Source organism: Streptomyces sp. NPDC048211 (assembly GCF_043202315.1).
GTDB lineage: Bacteria > Actinomycetota > Actinomycetes > Streptomycetales > Streptomycetaceae > Streptomyces.
This window is the reverse complement of the sequence record NZ_JBIDAD010000029.1, coordinates 19,813-40,912: the sequence shown is the minus strand read 5'-3', so window position 1 is coordinate 40,912 and position 21,100 is coordinate 19,813. Positions and strand designations below refer to the sequence as shown.

Genomic DNA, 21,100 nt, shown 5'->3' with positions numbered 1-21,100 from the left:
GATCTGCCGGGAGCGGCGACAGGTTGTGGTCGAGTGCGGGTAACCCGACTGGCCGGGGCGGTCGCCGGGCAAGGGGCCCCGATTGGCGGCGTGGGGGGGGGGGGGGCCCGCCCCCCCGCCGCGCCCCCCCCCCCCACGGCTCTGTCTCGGTGCGGTGCTACGCGGTCAAGCAGACTTCCTGCTGTCCCGCGGATGCACGGCGATATTCATGGCGCCGGAGCGCAGAACCGCCAGCCTCTCGGCCAGCACCTCTTCCAGCTCCTCGCGTGTGCGTCGCTCCATGAGCATGTCCCAGTGCGTACGCGCAGGCTTGCCCTTCTTCTCCTCGGGGCCATCCCCGTCCACCAGGAGTGCCTGGGCGCCACACGCCTTGCACTCCCACTCCGGCGGAATTTCCGCCTCTACCGAGAACGGCATCTCAAATCGATGTCCGTTCTGGCATGCGTACTCCACCGCCTGGCGCGGGGCCAGATCGATGCCGCGGTCCGTCTCGTAGCTGGTAACCACGAGTCGCGTGCCGCGGAGAGCTCGCTCACTCATGAATCGTGCCTCCCGGGCTTGTCGCCCACAGGACAAATGTCGCTGTCGTCGTCATCCGGTCAACGTCCGGTCGGCGGCAAAGATTCCCGTTGCCGGTCATGCGTCGCCCGTCGTGCCGCTGCTTTTTCAGGTTTGCGAGTGTTCAGGTACCCGCCAATGCCCGGTTTGTCACATCTGGCGGAAGTTGTCACCCAACGGTTCGGATGCTTCCACTCGCAGTAACGGTCCTCCGGGCAGGCCAAAGGCGTACACTACCGGCCTTTCACTTCAACGTCTAAATCCGTTCGGGAACGGGATTCCCGGCCGCCGCCACAGCCTGCCGGACCGGCACCCTCGCGAGCAGCACCGAACCGACCACGAAGAAGACCACCAACGAGATGATCGCATCCCGGTAGCTGCCGGTCAGCTGGTACGCGAGCCCGAACACCAGTGGCCCCAGCCAGCTCAGCCCGCGGTCGCTCATCTCGTACGCGGAGAAGTACTCGGCCTCCTTGCCGCGCGGCATCAGATGCGAGAAGAGGGACCGGGAGAGCGCCTGGCTGCCGCCGAGGACCAGACCGATCGCCGCGGCCAGCGCGTAGAAGAAGACCGGCGAGCCGGCGGGCAGGAAGTAGCCGGCGACGAGGATCAGGGTCCAGACGACGAGCGACGCGAGGATCGTGTGCTTCGCACCGTACGTCCGGGCCATCCGCCCCATGCCGAGCGCACCGGCGACGGCCAGCACCTGGACCAGCAGCACCGCCGTGATCAGCGTCGTCTGGCTCAGGCCCAGTTCCTCGGAGCCGTACACGGACGCCTGCGAGATGACGGTCTGCACACCGTCGTTGTAGACGAGGTACGCAAGCAGGAAGGAGAGGGTGAGGGGGTGGCTGCGCATGTCCCGCAGGGTCGCCCTCAGCTGCCGCCACCCGGAGCCGACCGCCTCGGTGCCGCCCGTCCCCGTGTTCCGGTCGCGCAGCCGCCGCAACGGTATGACGGTGAAGGCGCCCCACCAGACGCCGGCCGAGGCGAGGCAGATCCGTACGGCGTCCGACTCGGAGAGTCCGAAGGAGTCGTGGCCGGTGTACAGGATCAGGTTGAGGACGAGGACCAGCGCCCCCGACGTGTAGCCGAAGGCCCAGCCTCGGGAGGAGACCGCGTCGCGCTCGTCGGGCTCTGCGATCTGCGGCAGATAGGCGTTGTAGAGCACCATCGACACCGAGATCGAGGCGTTCGCCACGATGAGCAGCAAGGCGCCGAGCAGATAGCGGTGACCGTCCAGGAAGAACATCGCCGCCGTCGCGGTGGCGCCCGTGTACGCCGCCACCGCCAGCAGCGGCTTCTTGCGGCCCGTGCGGTCGGCCGCGGCCCCCGCCATCGGCATCAGGATCACCGCGAGGACGAGGGAGGCCGAGATCGTGTAGGCGAACAGCGATCCCGCACGGACCGGGATGCCCAGCGGATGGACGTAGCCGTCGGCGTCGGCGGCGGCCTTGGCGACCGAGGTCAGATAGGGCCCGAGGAACACCGTGACGACGCTCGTCGAGTAGACGGAGCAGGCGAAGTCGTAGAAATACCAGCCGCGTTGCTCGCGGCGTCGTTCGACGGGGTCTGCCGCCCCGCCGGTCGTGCCGTCCGCCGGCTCTGCGGTGTCCGCGGTCTCGGCGCTCATTGCGCACCCTCGTCTCTCCCCGTGGAGACGTCACCGGGGCCGGCGTCAGGCCCAGGCCCCCCGCTCGCTCAGCACCGTACGCAGCGTCTCGATGTGATCGGTCATGATGCCATCCACTCCGAGGTCCAGGAGTGCGGCCATCCGTTCCGGTTCGTTCACCGTCCAGACGTGCACCTGGAGCCCCCGCGCATGGGCCTCGCGTACGAAGCGCCGGTCGACGACCCGGATGCCCCCTTGGCTCTCCGGGACCTGTGCGCAGACCGCACCGGCGCGCAGCGCCGCCGGGATGCCGTACGAGCGGAGCCGCAGTCCGAGGACGCCGCGGACGCCGTAGGAGGTGGCGAGCCGCTCTCCCGCCAGCCGGTGCGCCCTGGCGACCCGCGCCTCGGAGAAGGAACCGACGCACACCCGGTCCCAGGAGTCCGTCCGGCGGATCAGTTCCACGAGGGGCTCGAGCGCCGGCCCGGCCTTGATGTCCACGTTCCAGCGTGCTTCGGGAAACGCCTCCAGCAGTTCCTCGAACAGCGGCATCGGCTCCCGCCCCGCCACCCGGGCCCGCCGTATCTCGCTCCACGGCAGCTCCGCTATCCGGCCCCGGGCGTCCGTGACCCTGTCCAGGGTGGAGTCGTGGAAGGCGACCAGCCGGCCGTCCGCCGAGGCGTGCACATCGGTCTCGAAGTACCGGTACCCGGCGTCGGCGGCCCGGCGGAACGCGGCCGCGGTGTTCTCGATCCCGTCCGCCGCCCCGCCCCGGTGGGCGAACGCGAGCGGTGCGGGGTGGTCCAGATAGGGATGGCGTACGGAAGTCACTGCGGCAGTATGGCCTGCCCGGGTGACGCGGCGGCGACCGTGGTGCCACGGCCGTCCGTGATCGTGAAGAAGCGCAGGAAGAACTGGGCGAGCGGGCCGATGGCCAGGGCGTACAGGACCGTGCCCACGCCGAGGGAGCCGCCGAGCAGGAACCCGGTGACCACGACCGCGACCTCGATCGCCGTACGGACGAGCCGGATCGACCGGCCCGTCCGCTGGTGCAGTCCGGTCATCAGCCCGTCACGCGGACCGGGACCGAAGCGGGCGGCGATGTAGAGCCCGGTCGCCACGCCGTTGAGGACGATCCCCGCCACCATCACCCCGCCCCGGGCCGCGAGCCCGTGCGCCTCGGGGACGAGGGCGAGCGTGCCGTCCATCGCGAGACCGACGGCGAAGACGTTGGAGACGGTGCCCAGGCCCGGCCGCTGCCGGAGGGGAATCCAGAGCAGCAGCACGATGGCGCCGATGATGATCGAGACGACCCCGATGCTGATCCCCGTGCGCTCGGCGAGCCCCTGGTGCAGCACGCCCCAGGGTTCCAGTCCGAGCCCGGCGACGACCAGCAGCGCCGAACTCGCGCCGTACAGCGCCAGGCCCGCGTAGAGCTGGATCAGCCGTCGGCAGAGGTGCGACCCGCGCGGCACGGCGGTGATGGACAAGTGGTGCCCCCTGGAGTGGTGGTGGTGGACTGCTGCATGTCACTCTGTGGCAGGGGATTGGCTGCCAACCATGGCCAATCCGAGGAAGGTGGACTGATTCTCATGGCGCAGTGGACTTCGGCTGTCGGCGCGGCGCAGCTCGCCCGGCAGCTCCATGCCCAGCAGCCTCGGCCCGCCGGCCCCGGCAGCCGCAGGCCGCCCGCCTATCGCGCGCTCGCCGACGGTATCCGGCTGCTCGTGCTGGAAGGCCGCGTGCCGGTCGCCGCCAGGCTGCCCGCCGAGCGTGAACTCGCCCTCGCCCTCTCCGTCAGCCGTACGACGGTCGCCGCGGCCTACGAGGCGCTGCGGGCCGAGGGCTTCCTGGAGTCGCGGCGCGGTGCCGGCAGCTGGACGGCCGTCCCCGCGGGCAACCCGCTGCCCGCCCGAGGCCTGGAACCGCTGCCGCCCGAGGCGCTCGGATCGATGATCGACCTGGGCTGCGCGTCGCTGCCCGCCCCCGAGCCGTGGCTGACCCGGGCCGTCCAGGGCGCCCTGGAGGAGCTGCCCCCGTACGCCCACACGCACGGCGACTACCCGGCCGGCCTCCCCGCGCTGCGCCGGATGATCGCCGACCGGTACACCGCCGACGGCATTCCGACGATGCCCGAACAGATCATGGTCACCACGGGGGCGATGGGCGCCATCGACGCGATCTGCCACCTCTTCGCCGGCCGCGGCGAACGGATCGCGGTGGAGTCCCCGAGCTACGCCAACATCCTCCAGCTGATGCGGGAGGCCGGCGCCCGTCTGGTGCCGGTGGCCATGGAGGAGGGGCTCGGCGGCTGGGACATGAACCGGTGGCGCCAGGTGCTGCGGGACGCGGCCCCCCGGCTCGCGTACGTCGTCGCGGACTTCCACAACCCCACCGGCGCCCTCGCGGACGAGGACCGCCGCCGTGCGCTGGTGGACGCCGCGCGCTCGGCCGGCACGGTTCTGGTCGTCGACGAGACGATGCAGGAACTGCATCTGGACGAGGACGTGCGCATGCCCCGCCGCGTGTGCGCCTTCGACCCGGCCGGCAGCACGGTGCTCACCGTCGGATCGGCGAGCAAGGCCTTCTGGGCCGGCATGCGCATCGGCTGGGTCCGTGCCGCGCCGGACGTGATCCGCAGCCTGGTGGCCGCCCGCGCCTACGCGGACATGGGGACCCCGGTCCTCGAACAACTGGCCGTCAACTGGCTGATGCGTACCGGCGGCTGGGAGCAGGCCGTGCAGATCCGCCGGGAGCAGGCGCGGGACAACCGGGACGCGCTGGTCGCCGCGGTGCGCCGGGAGCTGCCGGACTGGGAGTTCGCCGCGCCGCGCGGCGGGCTGACGCTCTGGGTCCGCACCGGCGGGCTCTCCGGATCGCGGCTCGCGGTGGCCGGGGAGCAGGTCGGGGTGCGGGTGCCGTCCGGACCCCGGTTCGGGGTCGACGGGGCCTTCGAGGGCTATGTGCGGCTGCCGTTCACGGTCGGCGGTCCGGTGGCGGACGAGGCGGCCCTGCGGCTCGCGGCCGCCGCCCGGCTGGTCGGTTCGGGGGCCGGGGCGGGGGCCGAGGCGCCCCGCACGTTCGTGGCCTGAACGGCCTCCGCACAGGGTGAGGGGCCCGCGATCCGTCGATCCGCGGGCCCCTCACCCTTGTCCGGGTCAGTCGCTGAGGGCCAGGCCCTCGACGGAGACGGACGCGGTCACGGTGTCCGCCCGCACCGGATCGGGCACGCTCGCCTCGATCGCGGTGCGCCGCTCGGGGAGCAGGTCGAGCACCGCCCGGCGCTGCGCCTCGCTCGTCGCGTCGTCGTACGGGTCGGGCGTGGCCGGCACCTGGATCCGCAGCACCTGGCCGGTGCCGAACCGCGCGTACCCGCGGCCGGGCGGGACGTCGGGGGTGGGGGTGGTGTGCGGTTCGAGGCCGAGGACGGACTCGATCTGGCCGGGCGAGCAGTGGCCGAGCACGACCCGGGCCCTCGTGTGGGACCGGACGGTGTCGCTCAGGCCGTCCAGGCAGTCGAACTGCTCGGCCATCACCACGGTGACGTTGGCGGCTCTGCCGTGCCGCAGGGGCACCTGGAGCAGCTCCTGCGGATCGGGTCCGCCGCCCGCCGCCGCGAGGTGGGCGAGCGCGCTCGGCCGGTCGAGCAGGATCCAGAGGGGGCGCCGGGTGTCCTCGGGGGCGGCTTGCCCGGCCTGCCGTGCCCGGCTGGCGTCGATCAGCCGCCGCTCGGTCTCGTTGGCCGCCCATTCCAGGGTGGACAGGGCGCCGGCCAGTCCGCACTCGACGGCCAGGACTCCTTCGCGCCCGGTGAAGCAGGCGTACTCGCCGGTGCCGCTGCCTTCGACGATCAGGATGTCGCCCTGGTGGAGCGCCTGCAGGGCGATGGAGCGCAGGAGTGTGGTGGTGCCGCTGCCGGGCTGCCCGGCGATCAGCAGGTGCGGCTCGGTGGAGCGTGCGCCGGTCCGCCAGACGACTCCGGGCGCGTCCCGGGTCTCGTCCCCGTCGCTCACCGGCACCGTGCGCTGCACGGCGTCGTCGTCCGTGAACCCGAGGACGGTCTCGCCCGGGGCGGTGACGAAGCGCTGGGCGGTGAGGGAGGTGGGCAGGGCGTCGAGCACGTTCATGACGAGCTGGTTGCCCTCCTCGTCCCAGCTGAACAGGTACTCCCGGCCCCGGCCCGACTTGGCGTGCAGCAGCTGTTCGATCCGGGTGCGGGAAGCGGCCTCGCTGTCGGTGAAGTAGGCGGGATAGGTCACACGGAGACTGCTGACCCGGCCGTCGCCGTCGAACGTGTAGCCGCTGAAGACCTTGTCCCAGTCGCCGCCGTGGGTGAACAGCGGACTGGGGTCGTCGGCCGTCGAGAAGTACGGCACGAGCGCCTCGTACAGAGCCTGCAGGCGCCCGGTCTCCGCCTCGTCGGGGCCGGTCTTGACGGGGGTGCGTTCCCGTCCCTTCCATGCGGCGGCGCCCATCACCAGGACGAGGGCCAGCAGCGGCCCGTACGGGATGAGCGCTACCACGAGCACGCAGGCCGCGACGAGGAACAGCGTGGGACCACGCCGGTCCTTGGGCGTCGCGGCCCACTTCTGCCGTCCTGCACCGGCCAGCAGCCGCAGACCACGAGTGATCATGATCAGCGGATGGAGCACGTCGGTGGCGCTGTCGGCGGCCGTGCGCGCGAACTCGCGACTGCGAGTGATCGAAGCGCTGCCGCTGCTCAGAATGCGGGGGAGTGGTCGCCGGGCCACGTCGGTCTCCTGAAGGGGGTGGGAGCGGGGGCGGAGGGTCAGAACTTGATCCCGCCCAAGAGGCCGGCGAGGCTCGCTCCGCCCGCGGTGATGCTCGGTGCGATGGCGGTGCCGGCCAGGTAGAAGCCGAACAGGGCGGTGACGAGGGCGTGCGACGCCTTGAGGCCGTCCTTCCTGAAGAACAGGAAGACGATGATGCCGAGGATGACGACGCCTGACATGGAAAGGATCATGAGTGGTTCTCCTGGTTGGGGGGACAGTCACCATGAGTCCTTCCAAGCTCACCGGAAGTATCTATATGATAAAAGCTGCAATCGGGTGAAAAGTCGGTTTTTTCACTGGACTGGCGGACGCGAAGACATGGGCAGGAGGGATTTCCGGGGTCCGGCATCGCTCCGTCGTCACTCGACGTGATCTTTTGCCGTGGGCGGGCCGGGGTATGTGCGCCCTTGGGCAGTACCCTGTCGATTCACTCGTACGGCCCACGCGCCGCACGCCCCGGCGGGCGGGCGGCCATACGAACGGTTAAAGGAAGGCGGTCCCCCGATGAGCGACACCCCTGATCCCGAGGTGGTCGAGCTGGCGACCAAGGTCTTCGACCTGGCGCGCCACGGCGACGCCGATGCCCTCGCGGCCTACGTCGACGCCGGTGTCCCGGTGAACCTCACCAACGACCGGGGCGACTCGCTGCTGATGCTCGCGGCCTACCACGGGCACGCTCCCGCCGTCACGGCCCTCACGGGCCGCGGCGCCGACCCGGACCGCGCCAACGACCGGGGGCAGACGCCCCTCGCCGGAGCCGTCTTCAAGGGCGAGGACGCGGTGATCAAGGCACTGCTCGACGCGGGGGCCGATCCGGCGGCCGGAACACCCTCCGCGCTGGACACGGCGCGCATGTTCGGCAAGGCCGACCTGCTGGAACTCTTCGGCGCCCGCTGAAGGGGCTTCGCCGTAAATGTGGTCGCGGTGGCGAAATGGCTGGGTCATCATGACGTCGCGGGCCCGATTCGGGCCACCGACGAGAGGCAGAGGAAGATGGTCTACACCAGGCAGAAGACGGCAGTCGGCCGATCATGTTGCTGCGCGGCCTAGTGCCCACCCGGCACATGGAACTGCACAGTCCCGGTTGCGTCGACAGCTTGATGTGAGGCTTTTCCCATGTTTGATCCGTTCATAGCGCCGAGCGGCACCCTGCTCGGCCTGCTGCAGAGGGGCCGCGGCGACGGCACGCTCCACGCACTCGCCGCCCCACGCCCCGAGGCCCTGGCGGCTCTCAACCACTGCGTCCTGAGCGATCCGCGTCACGACTGGCAGGTCGAGAACCGCTCCCTCTACTACGCACGTCTGTATCTCGACCTCGACGGCGGGATCGAGGAGATCGAGCGGCACCTGTGCGATGCCGACGACCACCTCGACACGGACGACTCACGGACCGGCCTGGCCCTGGCGGTCCTCGGACACCTGGCCTCGTACGGCCGCGACGACGCCCTGGCCCTGCTGCGGCGCTACGCCGCGACCGGTGCCAACTGGGCCTGGGCCCTGGACGAGCTGGCGCTGCGTGACGACGACGCCGGGCTCCGCTCGCTCGCCGTGCCCGTACTCGCCCGGTTCCCCGAGGACGCCGAGGGCCGCGCCGAGCTGGCCGCCACCGTGCGGGACGCCTACGAGCCGCGCCCCTGGCGGCTCTGGGCCGACGATCCGCGCGCATCGGTCGGCGCCCGGGTGCGAGCCGCCTCCGAGCAGGGCTCGTTCGACCGCTGGCAGCGGCAGATGCGGCCCGGCGGACCCCGCCCGGGATGGAGCGTCCAGGCAGTCTTCGACTGGGCCCAGGAAGGGCTCGACCGCGGCAGCCTCCTCCACGTGCCGGCCGCCCGCTGCCTCTCCGCCGTGGCGGGGCCCGAGGACCGGCCCGTGATCATCGAGGCCGCGCGCAGTGGCCCGGAAGGCGCCCGCGGCGCCGCGTTGCACTACCTCGCCGCCGAGGTCCGCGATCCGGCCGTGCTCGACCTGATCGAGGCCGCGGCGGTCAGCGCCTCGCGCACCGTCGCCGAAGCGGCCGTCGCCGCCTTCGAGCGGATGTGCGGCGAACCCGCCGTGGAACGTGCGCGCCGCTGGGCACGGCGGCCCGACGCGCTCGGCGCCTCGGCGGCCGGAGTGCTGGCCGGCCGCGGCGGCGCGCAGGACGCACCGCTCGTCCTCGCCGCGCTGCGTGACGCCGTACGGGGCGAGGGGCCGGACGCGCCTCGCCTGTGGTCCCTGGTCGACGGCGCCGGCCGGCTCGGCATCGTCTGCGCGGCTCCGGTACTGCGCCACGTCTACCGGGAGACGTCCTCCTCCCACCTGCGGGGAAGGGCCGCCCGGGCCCTCGCCGCCACCGACCCCTCCTACGCCACCGGTTTCGCCGTCGAATGCCTGTGGGACTGCGAGGAGACGACCCGCGAGGTCGCCGCACGCCACGCGGAGACCGGTGACATCAGGGTGGCCGAGCGCCTGCGCCGGCTCGCGGCGGATCCCGCCGAGGAGGCCGAGGTCCAGTCGGCCGTACGCAGCAGGATCGGGCCGGACGCACCGGCGGTCTGACGGGGCCGGACACCCGGACCGGGACCGCACGGCCGGGAAGTGGACAGGCCGCCCGGGGACCGCACGGCCGGGAAGCGGGACAGGCCGGACACCATGGCCGGGAAACGGCACAGGCCGGCACCACGCACGGGACCGCACGGCCGGGAATCGCAGGAACGCAGCGCGTCGGGGGCGCGCCGCGCCTTACCGCCCCCACCACCCGGGGCCTCCGCCGCACCCCGGCCCCACCGCATCCCCGTCGCGCCCTGCGCCCGTACCGAAGGGCCGCGCGTCACTATGGAGGGATGACCGGACGCTGGGAGTTCTGGATCGACCGAGGCGGCACGTTCACCGATGTGGTGGGCAAGGACCCCGAAGGCCGGCTGGTCACCCGCAAACTCCTCTCGCACGACCCGGACCGCCACCGGGACGCCGCCGTCGCCGGAATCCGGCTGCTGCTGGGGCTCGCACCGGACGAACCGGTCCCCGCCGACCGGGTCGCCGCCGTCAAGATGGGCACCACCGTCGCCACCAACGCCCTGCTGGAGCGGCGCGGCGAACCCACCGTCCTCGTCATCACCGAGGGATTCCGGGACGCTCTGCGCATCGCGTACCAGAACCGGCCCCGGCTCTTCGACCGCCGCATCCTGCTCCCGGAAGCCGTGTACGAGCGGGTGATCGAGGTCCCCGAGCGGGTCGACGCCCGGGGACGGACCGTCCGGCCCCTGGACCGGGCCGCCGTCGCGGAGCGGCTGCGTGCCGCCCGCGCCGAGGGCCTGAGCAGCGCGGCCGTCGTCCTCATGCACGGCTACCGCCACCCGGACCACGAGAAGGCGGTCGCCGCCGAGGCCCGCGCGGCAGGGTTCACCCAGATCAGCTGTTCCCACGAGGTCAGCCCCCTGATCAAGCTCGTGCCGCGCGGCGACACCACCGTCGTCGACGCCTATCTCTCGCCGATCCTGCGCCGGTACGTCGACACGATCGCCGCGGAGCTCGACGGCATCCGCCTGATGTTCATGCAGTCCAACGGCGGCCTGCGCGAGGCAGCCCACTTCCGTGGCAAGGACGCGGTGCTGTCCGGGCCGGCCGGCGGGGTCGTCGGCATGGCCCGGACCTCCGGGCAGGCCGGGTACGACCGGGTGATCGGCTTCGACATGGGCGGCACGTCCACCGATGTCTCGCACTACGCGGGTGAGTTCGAACGCGAGCTCGGCACCGAGGTGGCGGGCGTACGGATGCGCGCGCCCATGATGAACATCCACACCGTCGCGGCGGGGGGCGGTTCGGTCCTGCACTTCGACGGCCGGCGCTACCGGGTCGGTCCCGACTCGGCCGGAGCGGTGCCGGGCCCGGCCTGCTACCGCGGAGGCGGTCCGCTCACCGTCACCGACGCCCAGGTGATGCTCGGCCGGATCCAGCCGGCCCACTTCCCCGCCGTCTTCGGGCCGGACGGTGACCTGCCTCTCGACGCGGACATCGTGTGCGAACGCTTCGAGGCTCTCGCGGACGAGGTCGCACGGGCCACCGGGACGAGGCGCACAGCCGCCGAAACGGCCGCCGGATTCCTGGAGATCGCCGTGCTCAACATGGCGAACGCGGTCAAGAAGATCTCCGTGCAGCGCGGGCACGACATCACCCGTTACGCCCTCACCGGCTTCGGCGGTGCCGGCGGTCAGCACGTCTGCGCCGTCGCCGACGCCCTCGGCATCGACACGGTCCTCGTGCCCCCGCTGGCCGGTGTGCTGTCCGCCTACGGCATCGGGCTGGCCGACGCCACCGCCATGCGCGAGCAGTCCGTCGAGGCGCCGCTCGACGCCGCCACCCGGGAGCGTCTGGGCGAACTCTGCGACGAGCTGGGCGCTCGTACCCGGGACGAACTGCTTGCCGACGGCGTCCCGGACCGTGCGATCAGCACCCGTGCGCGCGTACTCCTGCGGTACGAGGGAACCGACGCGAGCCTCTCCGTCGACCTGGACACGGTGGCCGCCATGACCGAGGCGTTCACGGGCGAGCACCGCGCGCGGTACGGCTTCACGATGGACCGGCCGCTCGTCGTCGAGGCGGTCTCCGCCGAGGCGACCGGGACAGCGGGGGAACACGCCGCCCCGCGCCCGTCCGGACCGGCGCGGGGCAGAGCCACCGCACCCCAACCCCACGAAACGGCACGGATGTTCGCCGGGGGCCGCCGGCAGGACGCCGCCCTCCACCGCAGAGCGGACCTGCGGGCCGCGGACACCGTGACCGGTCCGGCCGTCATCGCCGAGGCCGACGCCACCACCGTCGTCGACCCCGGCTGGCAGGCCGTCCTCGGCGCCGCCGGTCATCTGATCCTGACCCGCGCCCTTCCCCGTCCCGCGAGAGCGGCCGTCGGGACCAGGGTGGACCCGGTCATGCTGGAGGTCTTCAACAACCTCTTCATGTCCATCGCCGAACAGATGGGCGTGCGCCTGGAGAACACGGCCCACTCCGTCAACATCAAGGAGCGGCTCGACTTCTCCTGCGCCCTCTTCGACGCGGACGGCAACCTGATCGCCAACGCACCGCACATCCCGGTCCACCTCGGCTCCATGGGGGAGTCCATCAAGGAAGTACTGCGCCGCAACGAGGGCACGATGCGGCCCGGCGACGTGTACGCCATCAACGACCCCTACCACGGCGGTACGCACCTGCCCGACGTGACCGTCGTGACACCGGTCTTCGACGAGACGGACGCCGCTCCCGCACTGAGATTCCTGGTGGCCTCGCGCGGTCACCACGCCGAGATCGGCGGCATCACGCCCGGCTCGATGCCGGCCTTCAGCCGTACCGTCGACGAGGAAGGCGTGCTCTTCGACAACTGGCTCCTGGTGCGGGACGGCACCCTCCGCGAGACCGAGACCCGAGACCTGCTCACCACCGCCGCCCATCCCTCCCGCGACCCGGACACCAACCTGGCCGACCTGCGCGCCCAGATCGCCGCCAACGAGAAGGGAATCGCCGAACTGCGCCGCATGGTCGAGCAGTTCGGCCCCGACGTCGTCGACGCCTACATGGGCCACGTGCAGGACAACGCCGAGGAGTCCGTGCGCCGCATCGTCGCCGGACTGCACGACGGCCACTGCCGGTACGAGACCGACAACGGCGCCGTGATCGAGGTGACCCTGACCGTGGACCGGGAAGCCCGCAGCGTCCTCGTCGACTTCACCGGCACCTCACCCCAGCAGCCGGGCAACTTCAACGCCCCGAAGTCGGTGGTCACGGCCGCCGTGCTGTACGTGTTCCGGACCCTGGTGGCCGACGACATCCCGCTCAACAGCGGCTGCCTCACCCCCCTGGAGATCAGGGTCCCGGAGGGCTCGATGCTGGCACCCGCGCACCCCGCGGCCACGGTCGCCGGCAACGTCGAGACCTCGCAGGCCGTCACCGGGGCGCTCTACGCCGCCCTGGGCGTCCAGGCCGAGGGCTCGGGCACCATGAACAACCTCACCTTCGGCAACGACCGCGTGCAGTACTACGAGACGGTGGCGAGCGGTTCTGGCGCCGGGGACGGCTTCGACGGCACCGACGCCGTACAGACCCACATGACCAACTCCCGGCTCACCGATCCCGAGATCCTCGAATGGCGCTACCCGGTGCGGCTGGAGAGCTTCCGGGTACGCGAGGGAAGCGGCGGGCCCGGCCGCTGGCACGGCGGCTGCGGGGTGGAACGCCGCATCCGCTTCCTCGAACCCGTCACGGTCGCGCTCCTCACCGGGCACCGCCGCGTCCCGCCGTACGGCATGGCGGGAGGCGGGACGGGTGCACGGGGCAGCCAGCACATCGAACGTGCCGACGGCGGCCTCGCCCCGCTGAAGGGCTGCGACACCGCACGCCTGGACGCCGGGGACGTACTGGTCATCCGCACCCCGGGCGGCGGGGGGTTCGGAGCCCCGGACACGACGGGCGACCGGGCTCGTGGAGGCACCCGCGGCGGGGCATGACCGACTCGGGGCAACCGGCCGCTTCTGCGCCGTTTCGACCGTTGTCAGTCCGAGGACCTAATCTGTGCAGCGTGACTTCGCCTGCCTACACGGAAAACGCTGCGCCCCAGCTCAGCGCGGGGCCGCGGCCCGCACCGGGCCCGGCCGCCGACGAGGGGCTCTCGCGACGGCTGCGCGCGCTCGCCTGCACGGCGCCGCTGCACGACCTCGACGTGCGCAAGGCGAACCTCGCCGGTGAGTACACCGTGTACGCGATGGCGGAGGTCGCCCTCGCGGCGATCGACCACGTCACCCTCAACATGGACTTCGACACCGGAGCCGACCACGACCAGATAGTGGCCAGGCTGCTTCCCCGCGTCGCCGCGCAGGCCCCGCGCCGCCCCGTCGCCGAGCACGAACGGGTCGCCCGCTGGGTGCTGGAGAACCTCATCAACGTCGGCAGTGTGGACCGGGGCTTCCGGGCGGTCTACGGCACCTTCGGACCCGACGGCGTCTACGTCCGCCGGGACTACGATTTCAAGCTGATCGAGGAAGTCCCCGGATACGGCGGCAGCGTCTATCTGCGCGCCACGGACGAAGCGGTCAACGTCCTGGTCGGCGCGCTCGACACGGACGTCACCAGCGCCCAGATCGCCGCCGAGGTGAAACTGGAGGTCCTGATCAGCCGCGGCCGCCTCGCCGACGCCCAGCTCGCCGCCGAGCAGGCCCGCTACCGGACCGTGCAGTACGCGGAGACGCTCCGCAAGACGCTCGACGCGACCCGGCGCAACGTCCGCGCGGTCGACTGGCTCAACGCCGTGCCCGACATGATCGCCGAGGCACTCGACCACGTCGCCGACCGCTACCGCCACGAGAACGCCATCCTCACCAACATCCGCAAGGCCCGGGACGAGGCCGAGGAGCCCGAACACAAGAGGCGCGCCGCCGAGCTGGTCGACATCGTCAAGGACTGCATCCGCCGCCACACCCAGCTCCAGTCCCGCCTCCTGGAGGCCGGACCGCTGTTCCGCGCCGAGCAGGACCGCCAGGCCTTCGCCGCACCCGCCGTCCGCGCAGGGCTCGACCTGTACGGACAGCTCCTGGCCCCGCTGCTCCCGCTCCCCGTCGAACAGGGCATCCGGGCCACCGACGCCTTCTTCGCCCACGGCACCGGGCTGCGCACCCCCACCTCGGTCCGCGTGGGCGACCTGGTCGACATGCTGCTCACACCCCCACTCGAACGCGAACACCTGGGCGCCGAGATGCCCGAACCGGATCTGATCGCCACCCCGGACGACAGCCGGTTCAGCGAGGAGCAGCTGGCGTCCGCGATGGAGCTTCTCGACCTCGAACACGACGCGCCGCGCCGCCTCTCCGGACTTCTGGCCGAGGCCCGGCGGCGCGACGCCGACCTGCCGTACCTGGTCGCCCTGCTCGCGGTGCACGCCGCCAGCCCGCCGGTCGGCACCGCCTACCGCCAGGGAGAGCGCCGCCTGCTGTTCTCCGTGGACGACGGCACCCCGCTCGACGATCCCGAGTTCGGCGGCGCGGATCTGATCGTGGGCATGGCCCTGCTGGACGCCGTCGGCATGGCGGCGGACCGCTCGGAGGCGACATGAGGACGCGCCCCGCCCCGGCCGCTCGCGCGCGAGCCGCTGCCGCAGCGAAAGGCCGCGTGGCCTGCCACCGTGTACCGATGACTTTCCGCAGCGCGGTCTGCCACCGCGTACCGATGACTTTCCGCAACGTGGCCTGCCACCCCGTACCGAAGACTTTCCGCAACAAGGAGCGACCGTCGTGAGCGACCACCGCGCAGAGCACGCCGAAGCGTGGAGCGAGCCGCCGACCGCCCACCCGGCCGACCGGTCGGCCCCCCTGGCCGGCCACCCCGCCGACCGGCCCGCGTCCGGGCAATCGGCCGCGTCGGCCGGGGTCACCCCGGCCGACGCGGCGGACGCCTCCCGGCTCGTCGCCTTCGGCCTCCAGCCCAAACTGCTGCCCGCCCGCGACGCCGAGTACGCCGAGCTGCTCCGCCGCTACCGGGAGGAGCCGGCCTTCGCCCGGCTCGCCGACGCCGTGGCCACCGGACTCGGCCTCATCGTGCTGGAGGTGTCCACCCGGGCCGGCATGGCCGTCACGGCGGGCGAGGACTCGGTCTTCGCCGTACGCATGGGCGACTACGCCCGGCGGGCCTCCTCGGACTCCGCCGACCGCTTCCTCCACGGGCTCGCCCACCTCGCCGTCGCGGCGATGGCCTTCCCCCGCCCCGAGGACGTCGCCGACGACGCGTACATCGGCCGGATCACGGTCAACGGCGTCGACGCGTTCGTCCGCCAGGCGTGCCACCGGCTGGAGGAGCGCGCGGAGGAACACGGCGACAACACCGACCCGGCCAGTGACGCCCCCGGTCTGGAGGCCGGCTGGCGCGTCTACGCCCGGCGCAGCGCCACCGGAGCCACGAAGGACGCCCGCCGGCTGGCCGGCTCCACCACCGGCATCGTCGGCAAGGCCGTGGCCTTCCTCACCGACTCCGGCTTCCTCCAGCGCACCGGGGACGACGCCGGAGGCGCCTTCCGCACCACCGCCCGCTACCAGCTCCAGGTCCGGGACATGGCAGGCAGTGCCGCCATGGCCGAACTCCTGGAACTGGGCGTGGTGCCGGTCACCGACGGATCGGCGACCCTGCTGCCACCACCCGACCCCGACGACCTGGAGCTGGCGGCCGGCGCCGGTCTGCCGTTCCACGGCTGACCGGCCCCCTCCCGCCACCGGCCGGCTCCTGACCGGCCCCCGCCACCGACGTCTCCTTCCCGCCGCCTGAACGACGAGAGTCCGCCGCCATGTACGAGCTGTCCCGGGTCCGCCTCTACTCCATCGGGCCTGCCGGCGCGCGCTACGCCGACACCGTGCTCGATCTGTGCGGCGTCGGCGAGCCGGTGCCGCACCCCGCACCGGCCCAGGCGGAGTTCTTCGAGGAGGAGCCGGTCGGGCCGCCGCGCCGGCCCGCGCCCGCCGGGGTGCTCTTCCTGGAGAACGGCGGCGGCAAGTCCGTTCTGCTGAAGCTGATCTTCTCGGTGATGCTGCCCGGTCACCGCAACACCCTAGGCGGCGCCAGCTCCGGCGTGCTGCGCAAGTTCCTGCTCGCGGAGGACTGCGGACACGTCGCGCTGGAGTGGCAGCACACACTGACCGGCGAGTGCGTGGTCGTCGGCAAGGTCAGCGAATGGCGCGGACGTCAGGTCTCCAACGACCCCAGGAAGTTCGCCGAGGCCTGGTACTCCTTCCGCCCCGGACCCGGGCTCAGCCTCGACTCGCTGCCCGTCGCCGAGGCCACCTCGGTCGGCCGCCCCGCCGAGGGCGTCTCCGGCGCACGCGGCAGGCGCCGCACCATGAAGGGCTTCCGCGACGCGCTCACCGAGGCGGGCAAGTTCTACCAGCACCTCGACGTGCACTGGGAAGAGATCCACGACCGCTGGAACGAACATCTCGGCGACCTGGGCCTGGACCCCGAACTCTTCCGCTACCAGCGCGAGATGAACGCCGACGAGGGCGAGGCGGCCGGGCTCTTCGCGGTGAAGAAGGACTCCGACTTCACCGACCTGCTGCTGCGGGCCGTCACCGACACCCGCGACACCGACGGCCTCGCCGACCTCGTCAGCGGCTTCGGTAACAAGCTGGGCCGCCGCGCCGAGCTCACCGCCGAGCGCGATTTCACCGCGGGCTCCGTCGACCTGCTCGGCCGCATCGTCGAAGCCGCCGAGGCCCGCTCCAGGACCCGGGACATCCACGCGGGTGCCGAGCGACGCACCCGCACGCTGGCCCGCAGGCTCTCCGCGCGCGCCGGTGTGGAGCGCGGCCGGACCACCGAGCTCGCCCAGCAGGTCACCGGCGCCGCCCACACCGTCACGGGCGCCGAGGAGACCCGCAGCCGCAGCTCCCTGATCGCGGCCGAACTCGCCTACCGGCACGCCTCCCTGGCCCTGACCGCAGCGGAGAAGAGCGCCGCGGCCCAGCGCCGCGAGCTCGGAGACGCCCGCACCCTGCACTCCGCCTGGCAGGCCGCCGAGGCCGTGCTCCGCCACCGCGCCGCCGCCGACCGCTCCGCCCGCGTCGCCGTCGCGATCCGCGAGGCCGAGCGCGACGCCGCCCCGGCCCTGGCCGCACGCGCCACCGCGGCGGGTGATCTCGTACGGGCCCTGCACTCCGCCGCCGAGGCGGGCGAGAGCGTGGCCAACGAGGAGGAGGAGCGCTCCGACACGCTCCAGACCGCGGGCGAGGCCGCCCACCGGGACGCCACCACCGCCGCCACCGAGGCGCAGCGCGCCCGCAGCGAGGCCGGCCACCTGCGCCAGCGCCTCGCCGAGGTGGAGCAGGAGACCGCCGAAGCCGTACGTGCGGGCTGGCTCGACGACACCGCGCCGAACGCGGACCCGGCCCGCGCGGCGCTCGCAGCGAACGACGCCGAGCAGTCGGCGGTGGCCGCCTGGGACACCGCCCGTGAGGCCGCCGGGGCCGCGGCGGACCGGTCCAGGCAGGCCGCCGCCGCCGAGAGCCGGGCCGAACTGGCAGCGGCGCGGGCCGCCGACGGCGCACGTGCCGCGGAGCAGGCGTACGAGGCCGAGCTCAGGGCCGCCGAGTCCATCGCCGCCGACCACCGCCTCGCCGACCTCCTGGGGCTGCCCACCGCCGGAGGTGTTCCCCGGCCCCGGCAGGGCACGCGGGGCGCGCAGGACGGCGCCGAGGACCCGCAGCAGTACGACGAGGGTGCGGGCACGGAGTCCGGTCCCGCTGCCCCGGACGGGACCGAACCGGCCGCCCACGGCGCCCAGACGGCCACGGCCGCACAGCCCAGGCCCGTCGAACAGCCCCTCACCGCGGACGAGTTCGACCGCAGCGCGGAGGAGCTGCGGGATCTCCTCGACCAGGGCGTCGCCTCCGCCGAACGGCGGCTCTTCGAACTGCGCACCGCGGCAGCCGACGACTCCCGCATCCTGGGCGCGCTCGGTGACGGCGGACTGCTGCCGCCGGGGCCCGACGTGCTCGCCACCGTCGAATACCTCGGAGAACACGGCATCCCGGCGCTGCCGGGGTGGCGCTACCTCGCCCAGGCCGTCGACCCCGCCGACCACGCGGCCGTGCTCGCGGCCCGCCCCGAACTCGTCGACGGCGTCGTCATCACGGACCCGGACGCGCACGCCCGCGCCCGTGAAGTCCTCGGAGCCGCAGCACTGCTGCCGCGCTCCGCCGTGGCCGTGGGCACCGCCGCCGCACTGCTCGCCCCGGTGCCGGACCCCGCCGCCGGATCCGCCACGAGCACCGACGGGGTCTTCCTCGTCCCGCCGAACCCGGCGATGCACGACGAGCACGCGGCCGACGAGGAACGGCAGGCGCTCAGGAGCCGTACCGCCGCACGCGACGAGGACATCCGCACGCTGGCGGCCCGCCTCACCGCGGACCGCTCGCTCGCCGCCCGCATCGGTTCCTGGCGCGCCGACTGCCCGCCCGGCATGCTCACCGAACTCGCGGAAGCCGCCCACACCGCCCGCACGGCAGCCGAGACGGCACAGGCCGTACTCGCCGAGGCCCGCACCGTGCGGGCCGAGTCCGACGAGGCGGCGGCGGACACCGCGCGCGTCCGCGACGAACGCCAGGAGGCCGCCCAGCGTGCCCGCCGGGCCGCCGACGCGCTCGCCGGACTCGCCTTCCGGCTCCGTGAACGGGCGGGCTGGCAGGCGAAACTGCGCGAACTGGTCGACGAGGCGGCCGAGTCCGAGGCCCGGGCCACCGTCTGCCTGGAGCGGGCCCGCGCCGCCGACGAGGACCGCAGGGCCGCGCAGCGCGCCGCCGACGACGCGCGCCGCACCGCCCGTGCCCTGCGCGCCGAGCGGGCCGAGATCGCCGGCGCCCCGGAGCACCTCCCGGAGCCGGAGGCGGGAGCCCCGCGCCACGCCCTGCCTGCCCTGCGCGAGGCGTACCGGGCGGCGTCCCAGCTGTACGAGAAGGTCGGCGTCGGAGCCGACCTGCGCGCCGAGCAGGCGCGCGCGGAGAGCGACGAGAGCGCCGCACTGGCCGAGCTCGACCGGCTCACGAACAAGGTCCGCACCCGCGCCGCCCAGCTTCTGGAAGGCACGGACGGCGCCGACGGGCCCTCCCGGCAGGCCGCCGCCGCCCGCGCCGAGTCCCTGGTCCAGCTCCTGGAGACGCGCGCGTCGGCGGCCAGCGAGCAACTGGGCCGGTACCGCGGCGAGGCCGAGCGGCTGGCCCCGGCCGACGGCGAGAGCCTGCACACCGAACTCCCCGACGAGAGGGTTCCCGCCGACGCCGAACAGGCCCAGGCGCTGCTGCGTACCGCCACGGCTGAGCTCTCCGCCGCGACCGCTGCGCTGGACACCGCCCGCGCCGCCCACGCCGAGCTGCTCCACGCGCACCGCACCGCCGAGGACTCGGCAGGCGGCTTCGACGAGACCGCGGCCCTGCTGCGCGACCTCCTGCGGGACCACGGCGCCGAGGACGACCCCGAGAACCCCGAGCCGTACCCCGGCAGCCTGGAGGAGGCCCGGCAGTCCGCGGCCGAGGCCCGCAGGTCCCTGCGCGGCTGCGCCGCCGACCTCTCCACCGCGGAAGCGGCCGTCCGGGAGGCGAGCGACGTCCTCGTACGGCACGCCAACTCCACCCGCTACGAACAGGTCCGCACCCCGGCCCGCCAGCAGATCCGCGAGCTGCCGGCCGCGGCGCTGCCCGAGCACGCACAGAAGTGGGCGACGGCCTTCGCGCCCCGGCTGCGGGTCCTCACCGACGAACTGGCCCAGCTGGAGCGCAACCGCGAGTCCATCGTCGACCGGCTGCGCGGCCTGGTGGACTCCGCGCTCACCACCCTCCGCTCCGCCCAGCGGCTCTCCCGCCTGCCCGAGGGCCTGGGGGAGTGGTCCGGTCAGGAATTCCTCCGGATCCGCTTCGAGGAGCCCGACCAGGCCACCCTCACCGAACGGCTCGGAGAGGTCATCGACGAGGCGACCAGGGCGGCCCTGAAGAAGAACTCCGACCTGCGCAGGGACGGGATGTCCCTGCTGCTGCGCGGCGTACAGGCGGCGCTGGAGCCCCGGGGCATCGCCGTGGAGATCCTGAAGCCGGACGCGGTGCTCCGCGCCGAGCGGGTGCCGGTCGGACAGATGGGCGACGTCTTCTCGGGCGGCCAGCTGCTCACCGCCGCCATCGCCCTCTACTGCACGATGGCCGCCCTGCGCAGCAACGACCGCGGCCGTGACCGGCACCAGCACCGGCACGCGGGGACGCTGTTCCTCGACAACCCCATCGGCCGCGCCAACGCCACGTATCTGCTGGAGCTCCAGCGCGCGGTCGCGGACGCGCTCGGCGTCCAGCTGCTGTACACCACGGGACTCTTCGACACGACGGCGCTCGCCGAGTTCCCGCTGGTGATCAGGTTGCGCAATGACGCGGACCTGAGGGCCGGGCTGAAGTACATCAGCGTCGAGGAGCATCTGCGTCCCGGACTGCCCCAGCAGGACCCGGGCAGCGAGACGGTGCACGGAGAGATCACCGCCACCCGTATGTTCAAACGGTCCGCACCGGCACCGGAGGCGCCCACGCTCCGGACCGAGGACACCCACCGCGTGGTTCCGGACCCCGGCACCGCGCCGTAGAGGCAACAACACGGCCCCGCG

General features: G+C 73.1%; 13 protein-coding genes. 7 read left to right on the top strand and 6 right to left on the bottom strand.

All coding sequences use genetic code 11. The features are described 5' to 3' along the window. Positions 1–165 precede the first annotated feature (165 nt). The 4 genes from ACGFZA_RS41265 to ACGFZA_RS41250 form a co-directional block, all read right to left on the bottom strand. Entirely contained in the window at positions 166–540 is a 375-nt protein-coding gene (locus ACGFZA_RS41265; RefSeq protein ID WP_003959706.1) for an RNA polymerase-binding protein RbpA, read from the bottom strand. Between the two features lie 274 nt (positions 541–814). Next, positions 815–2,191, bottom strand: a complete 1,377-nt coding sequence (locus ACGFZA_RS41260) for an MFS transporter (RefSeq protein ID WP_385285451.1) — start codon at positions 2,189–2,191, stop codon at positions 815–817. A 45-nt stretch (positions 2,192–2,236) separates the two neighbouring features. After that, complete coding sequence (locus ACGFZA_RS41255) at positions 2,237–3,001, bottom strand: glycerophosphodiester phosphodiesterase (protein WP_393686147.1); 765 nt, start codon at positions 2,999–3,001, stop codon at positions 2,237–2,239. Further along, entirely contained in the window at positions 2,998–3,660 is a 663-nt protein-coding gene (locus ACGFZA_RS41250; RefSeq protein ID WP_385285447.1) for a YitT family protein, read from the bottom strand. Before ACGFZA_RS41250 ends, ACGFZA_RS41255 begins: the two co-directional genes overlap by 4 nt. A 102-nt stretch (positions 3,661–3,762) precedes the next feature. Between ACGFZA_RS41250 and ACGFZA_RS41245 the strand changes: the two genes are divergently transcribed. Then, positions 3,763–5,262 carry a PLP-dependent aminotransferase family protein gene (locus ACGFZA_RS41245; RefSeq protein WP_385285446.1) on the top strand — a complete coding sequence of 500 codons (1,500 nt, stop codon included), beginning with the start codon at positions 3,763–3,765 and terminating at the stop codon, positions 5,260–5,262. 66 nt (positions 5,263–5,328) lie between these two features. Here the strand turns inward: ACGFZA_RS41245 and ACGFZA_RS41240 are convergent, their stop codons facing one another. Next, the gene (locus ACGFZA_RS41240; protein ID WP_385285444.1) at positions 5,329–6,921 is read right to left on the bottom strand and encodes a hypothetical protein; all 1,593 of its coding nucleotides are present in this window, start codon (positions 6,919–6,921) and stop codon (positions 5,329–5,331) included. Positions 6,922–6,959: 38 nt separating this feature from the next. After that, positions 6,960–7,154, bottom strand: a complete 195-nt coding sequence (locus tag ACGFZA_RS41235; protein WP_018103962.1) for a hypothetical protein — start codon at positions 7,152–7,154, stop codon at positions 6,960–6,962. A 313-nt stretch (positions 7,155–7,467) separates the two neighbouring features. Between ACGFZA_RS41235 and ACGFZA_RS41230 the strand changes: the two genes are divergently transcribed. From ACGFZA_RS41230 to ACGFZA_RS41205, 6 genes are all read left to right on the top strand, one after another. Beyond that, complete coding sequence (locus ACGFZA_RS41230) at positions 7,468–7,860, top strand: ankyrin repeat domain-containing protein (RefSeq protein ID WP_385285443.1); 393 nt, start codon at positions 7,468–7,470, stop codon at positions 7,858–7,860. Between the two features lie 219 nt (positions 7,861–8,079). After that, the gene (locus tag ACGFZA_RS41225; protein ID WP_385285441.1) at positions 8,080–9,501 is read left to right on the top strand and encodes a HEAT repeat domain-containing protein; all 1,422 of its coding nucleotides are present in this window, start codon (positions 8,080–8,082) and stop codon (positions 9,499–9,501) included. Positions 9,502–9,785: 284 nt separating this feature from the next. After that, positions 9,786–13,439, top strand: coding sequence for a hydantoinase B/oxoprolinase family protein (locus ACGFZA_RS41220; protein WP_393686143.1), 3,654 nt, complete (start codon positions 9,786–9,788; stop codon positions 13,437–13,439). Between the two features lie 71 nt (positions 13,440–13,510). Further along, positions 13,511–15,037, top strand: a complete 1,527-nt coding sequence (locus ACGFZA_RS41215) for a hypothetical protein (RefSeq protein WP_393686141.1) — start codon at positions 13,511–13,513, stop codon at positions 15,035–15,037. Positions 15,038–15,215: 178 nt separating this feature from the next. Next, positions 15,216–16,169, top strand: a complete 954-nt coding sequence (locus ACGFZA_RS41210; RefSeq protein ID WP_393686139.1) for a hypothetical protein — start codon at positions 15,216–15,218, stop codon at positions 16,167–16,169. Between the two features lie 89 nt (positions 16,170–16,258). Further along, positions 16,259–21,079 (top strand): hypothetical protein, encoded by a 4,821-nt coding sequence (locus tag ACGFZA_RS41205; RefSeq protein ID WP_393686138.1) that lies wholly within the window; start codon positions 16,259–16,261, stop codon positions 21,077–21,079. The last annotated feature ends 21 nt before the right edge of the window (positions 21,080–21,100 follow it).

What these genes read in the sequence shown, in the direction of transcription:
- ACGFZA_RS41220 (WP_393686143.1), top strand. Translation starts at nt 9,786, where the DNA reads ATGACCGGACGCTGGGAGTTCTGGATCGACCGAGGCGGCACGTTCACC.
- ACGFZA_RS41260 (WP_385285451.1), bottom strand. Translation starts at nt 2,191, where the DNA reads ATGAGCGCCGAGACCGCGGACACCGCAGAGCCGGCGGACGGCACGACC.
- ACGFZA_RS41230 (WP_385285443.1), top strand. Translation starts at nt 7,468, where the DNA reads ATGAGCGACACCCCTGATCCCGAGGTGGTCGAGCTGGCGACCAAGGTC.
- ACGFZA_RS41205 (WP_393686138.1), top strand. Translation starts at nt 16,259, where the DNA reads ATGTACGAGCTGTCCCGGGTCCGCCTCTACTCCATCGGGCCTGCCGGC.
- ACGFZA_RS41225 (WP_385285441.1), top strand. Translation starts at nt 8,080, where the DNA reads ATGTTTGATCCGTTCATAGCGCCGAGCGGCACCCTGCTCGGCCTGCTG.
- ACGFZA_RS41235 (WP_018103962.1), bottom strand. Translation starts at nt 7,154, where the DNA reads ATGATCCTTTCCATGTCAGGCGTCGTCATCCTCGGCATCATCGTCTTC.
- ACGFZA_RS41245 (WP_385285446.1), top strand. Translation starts at nt 3,763, where the DNA reads ATGGCGCAGTGGACTTCGGCTGTCGGCGCGGCGCAGCTCGCCCGGCAG.
- ACGFZA_RS41265 (WP_003959706.1), bottom strand. Translation starts at nt 540, where the DNA reads ATGAGTGAGCGAGCTCTCCGCGGCACGCGACTCGTGGTTACCAGCTAC.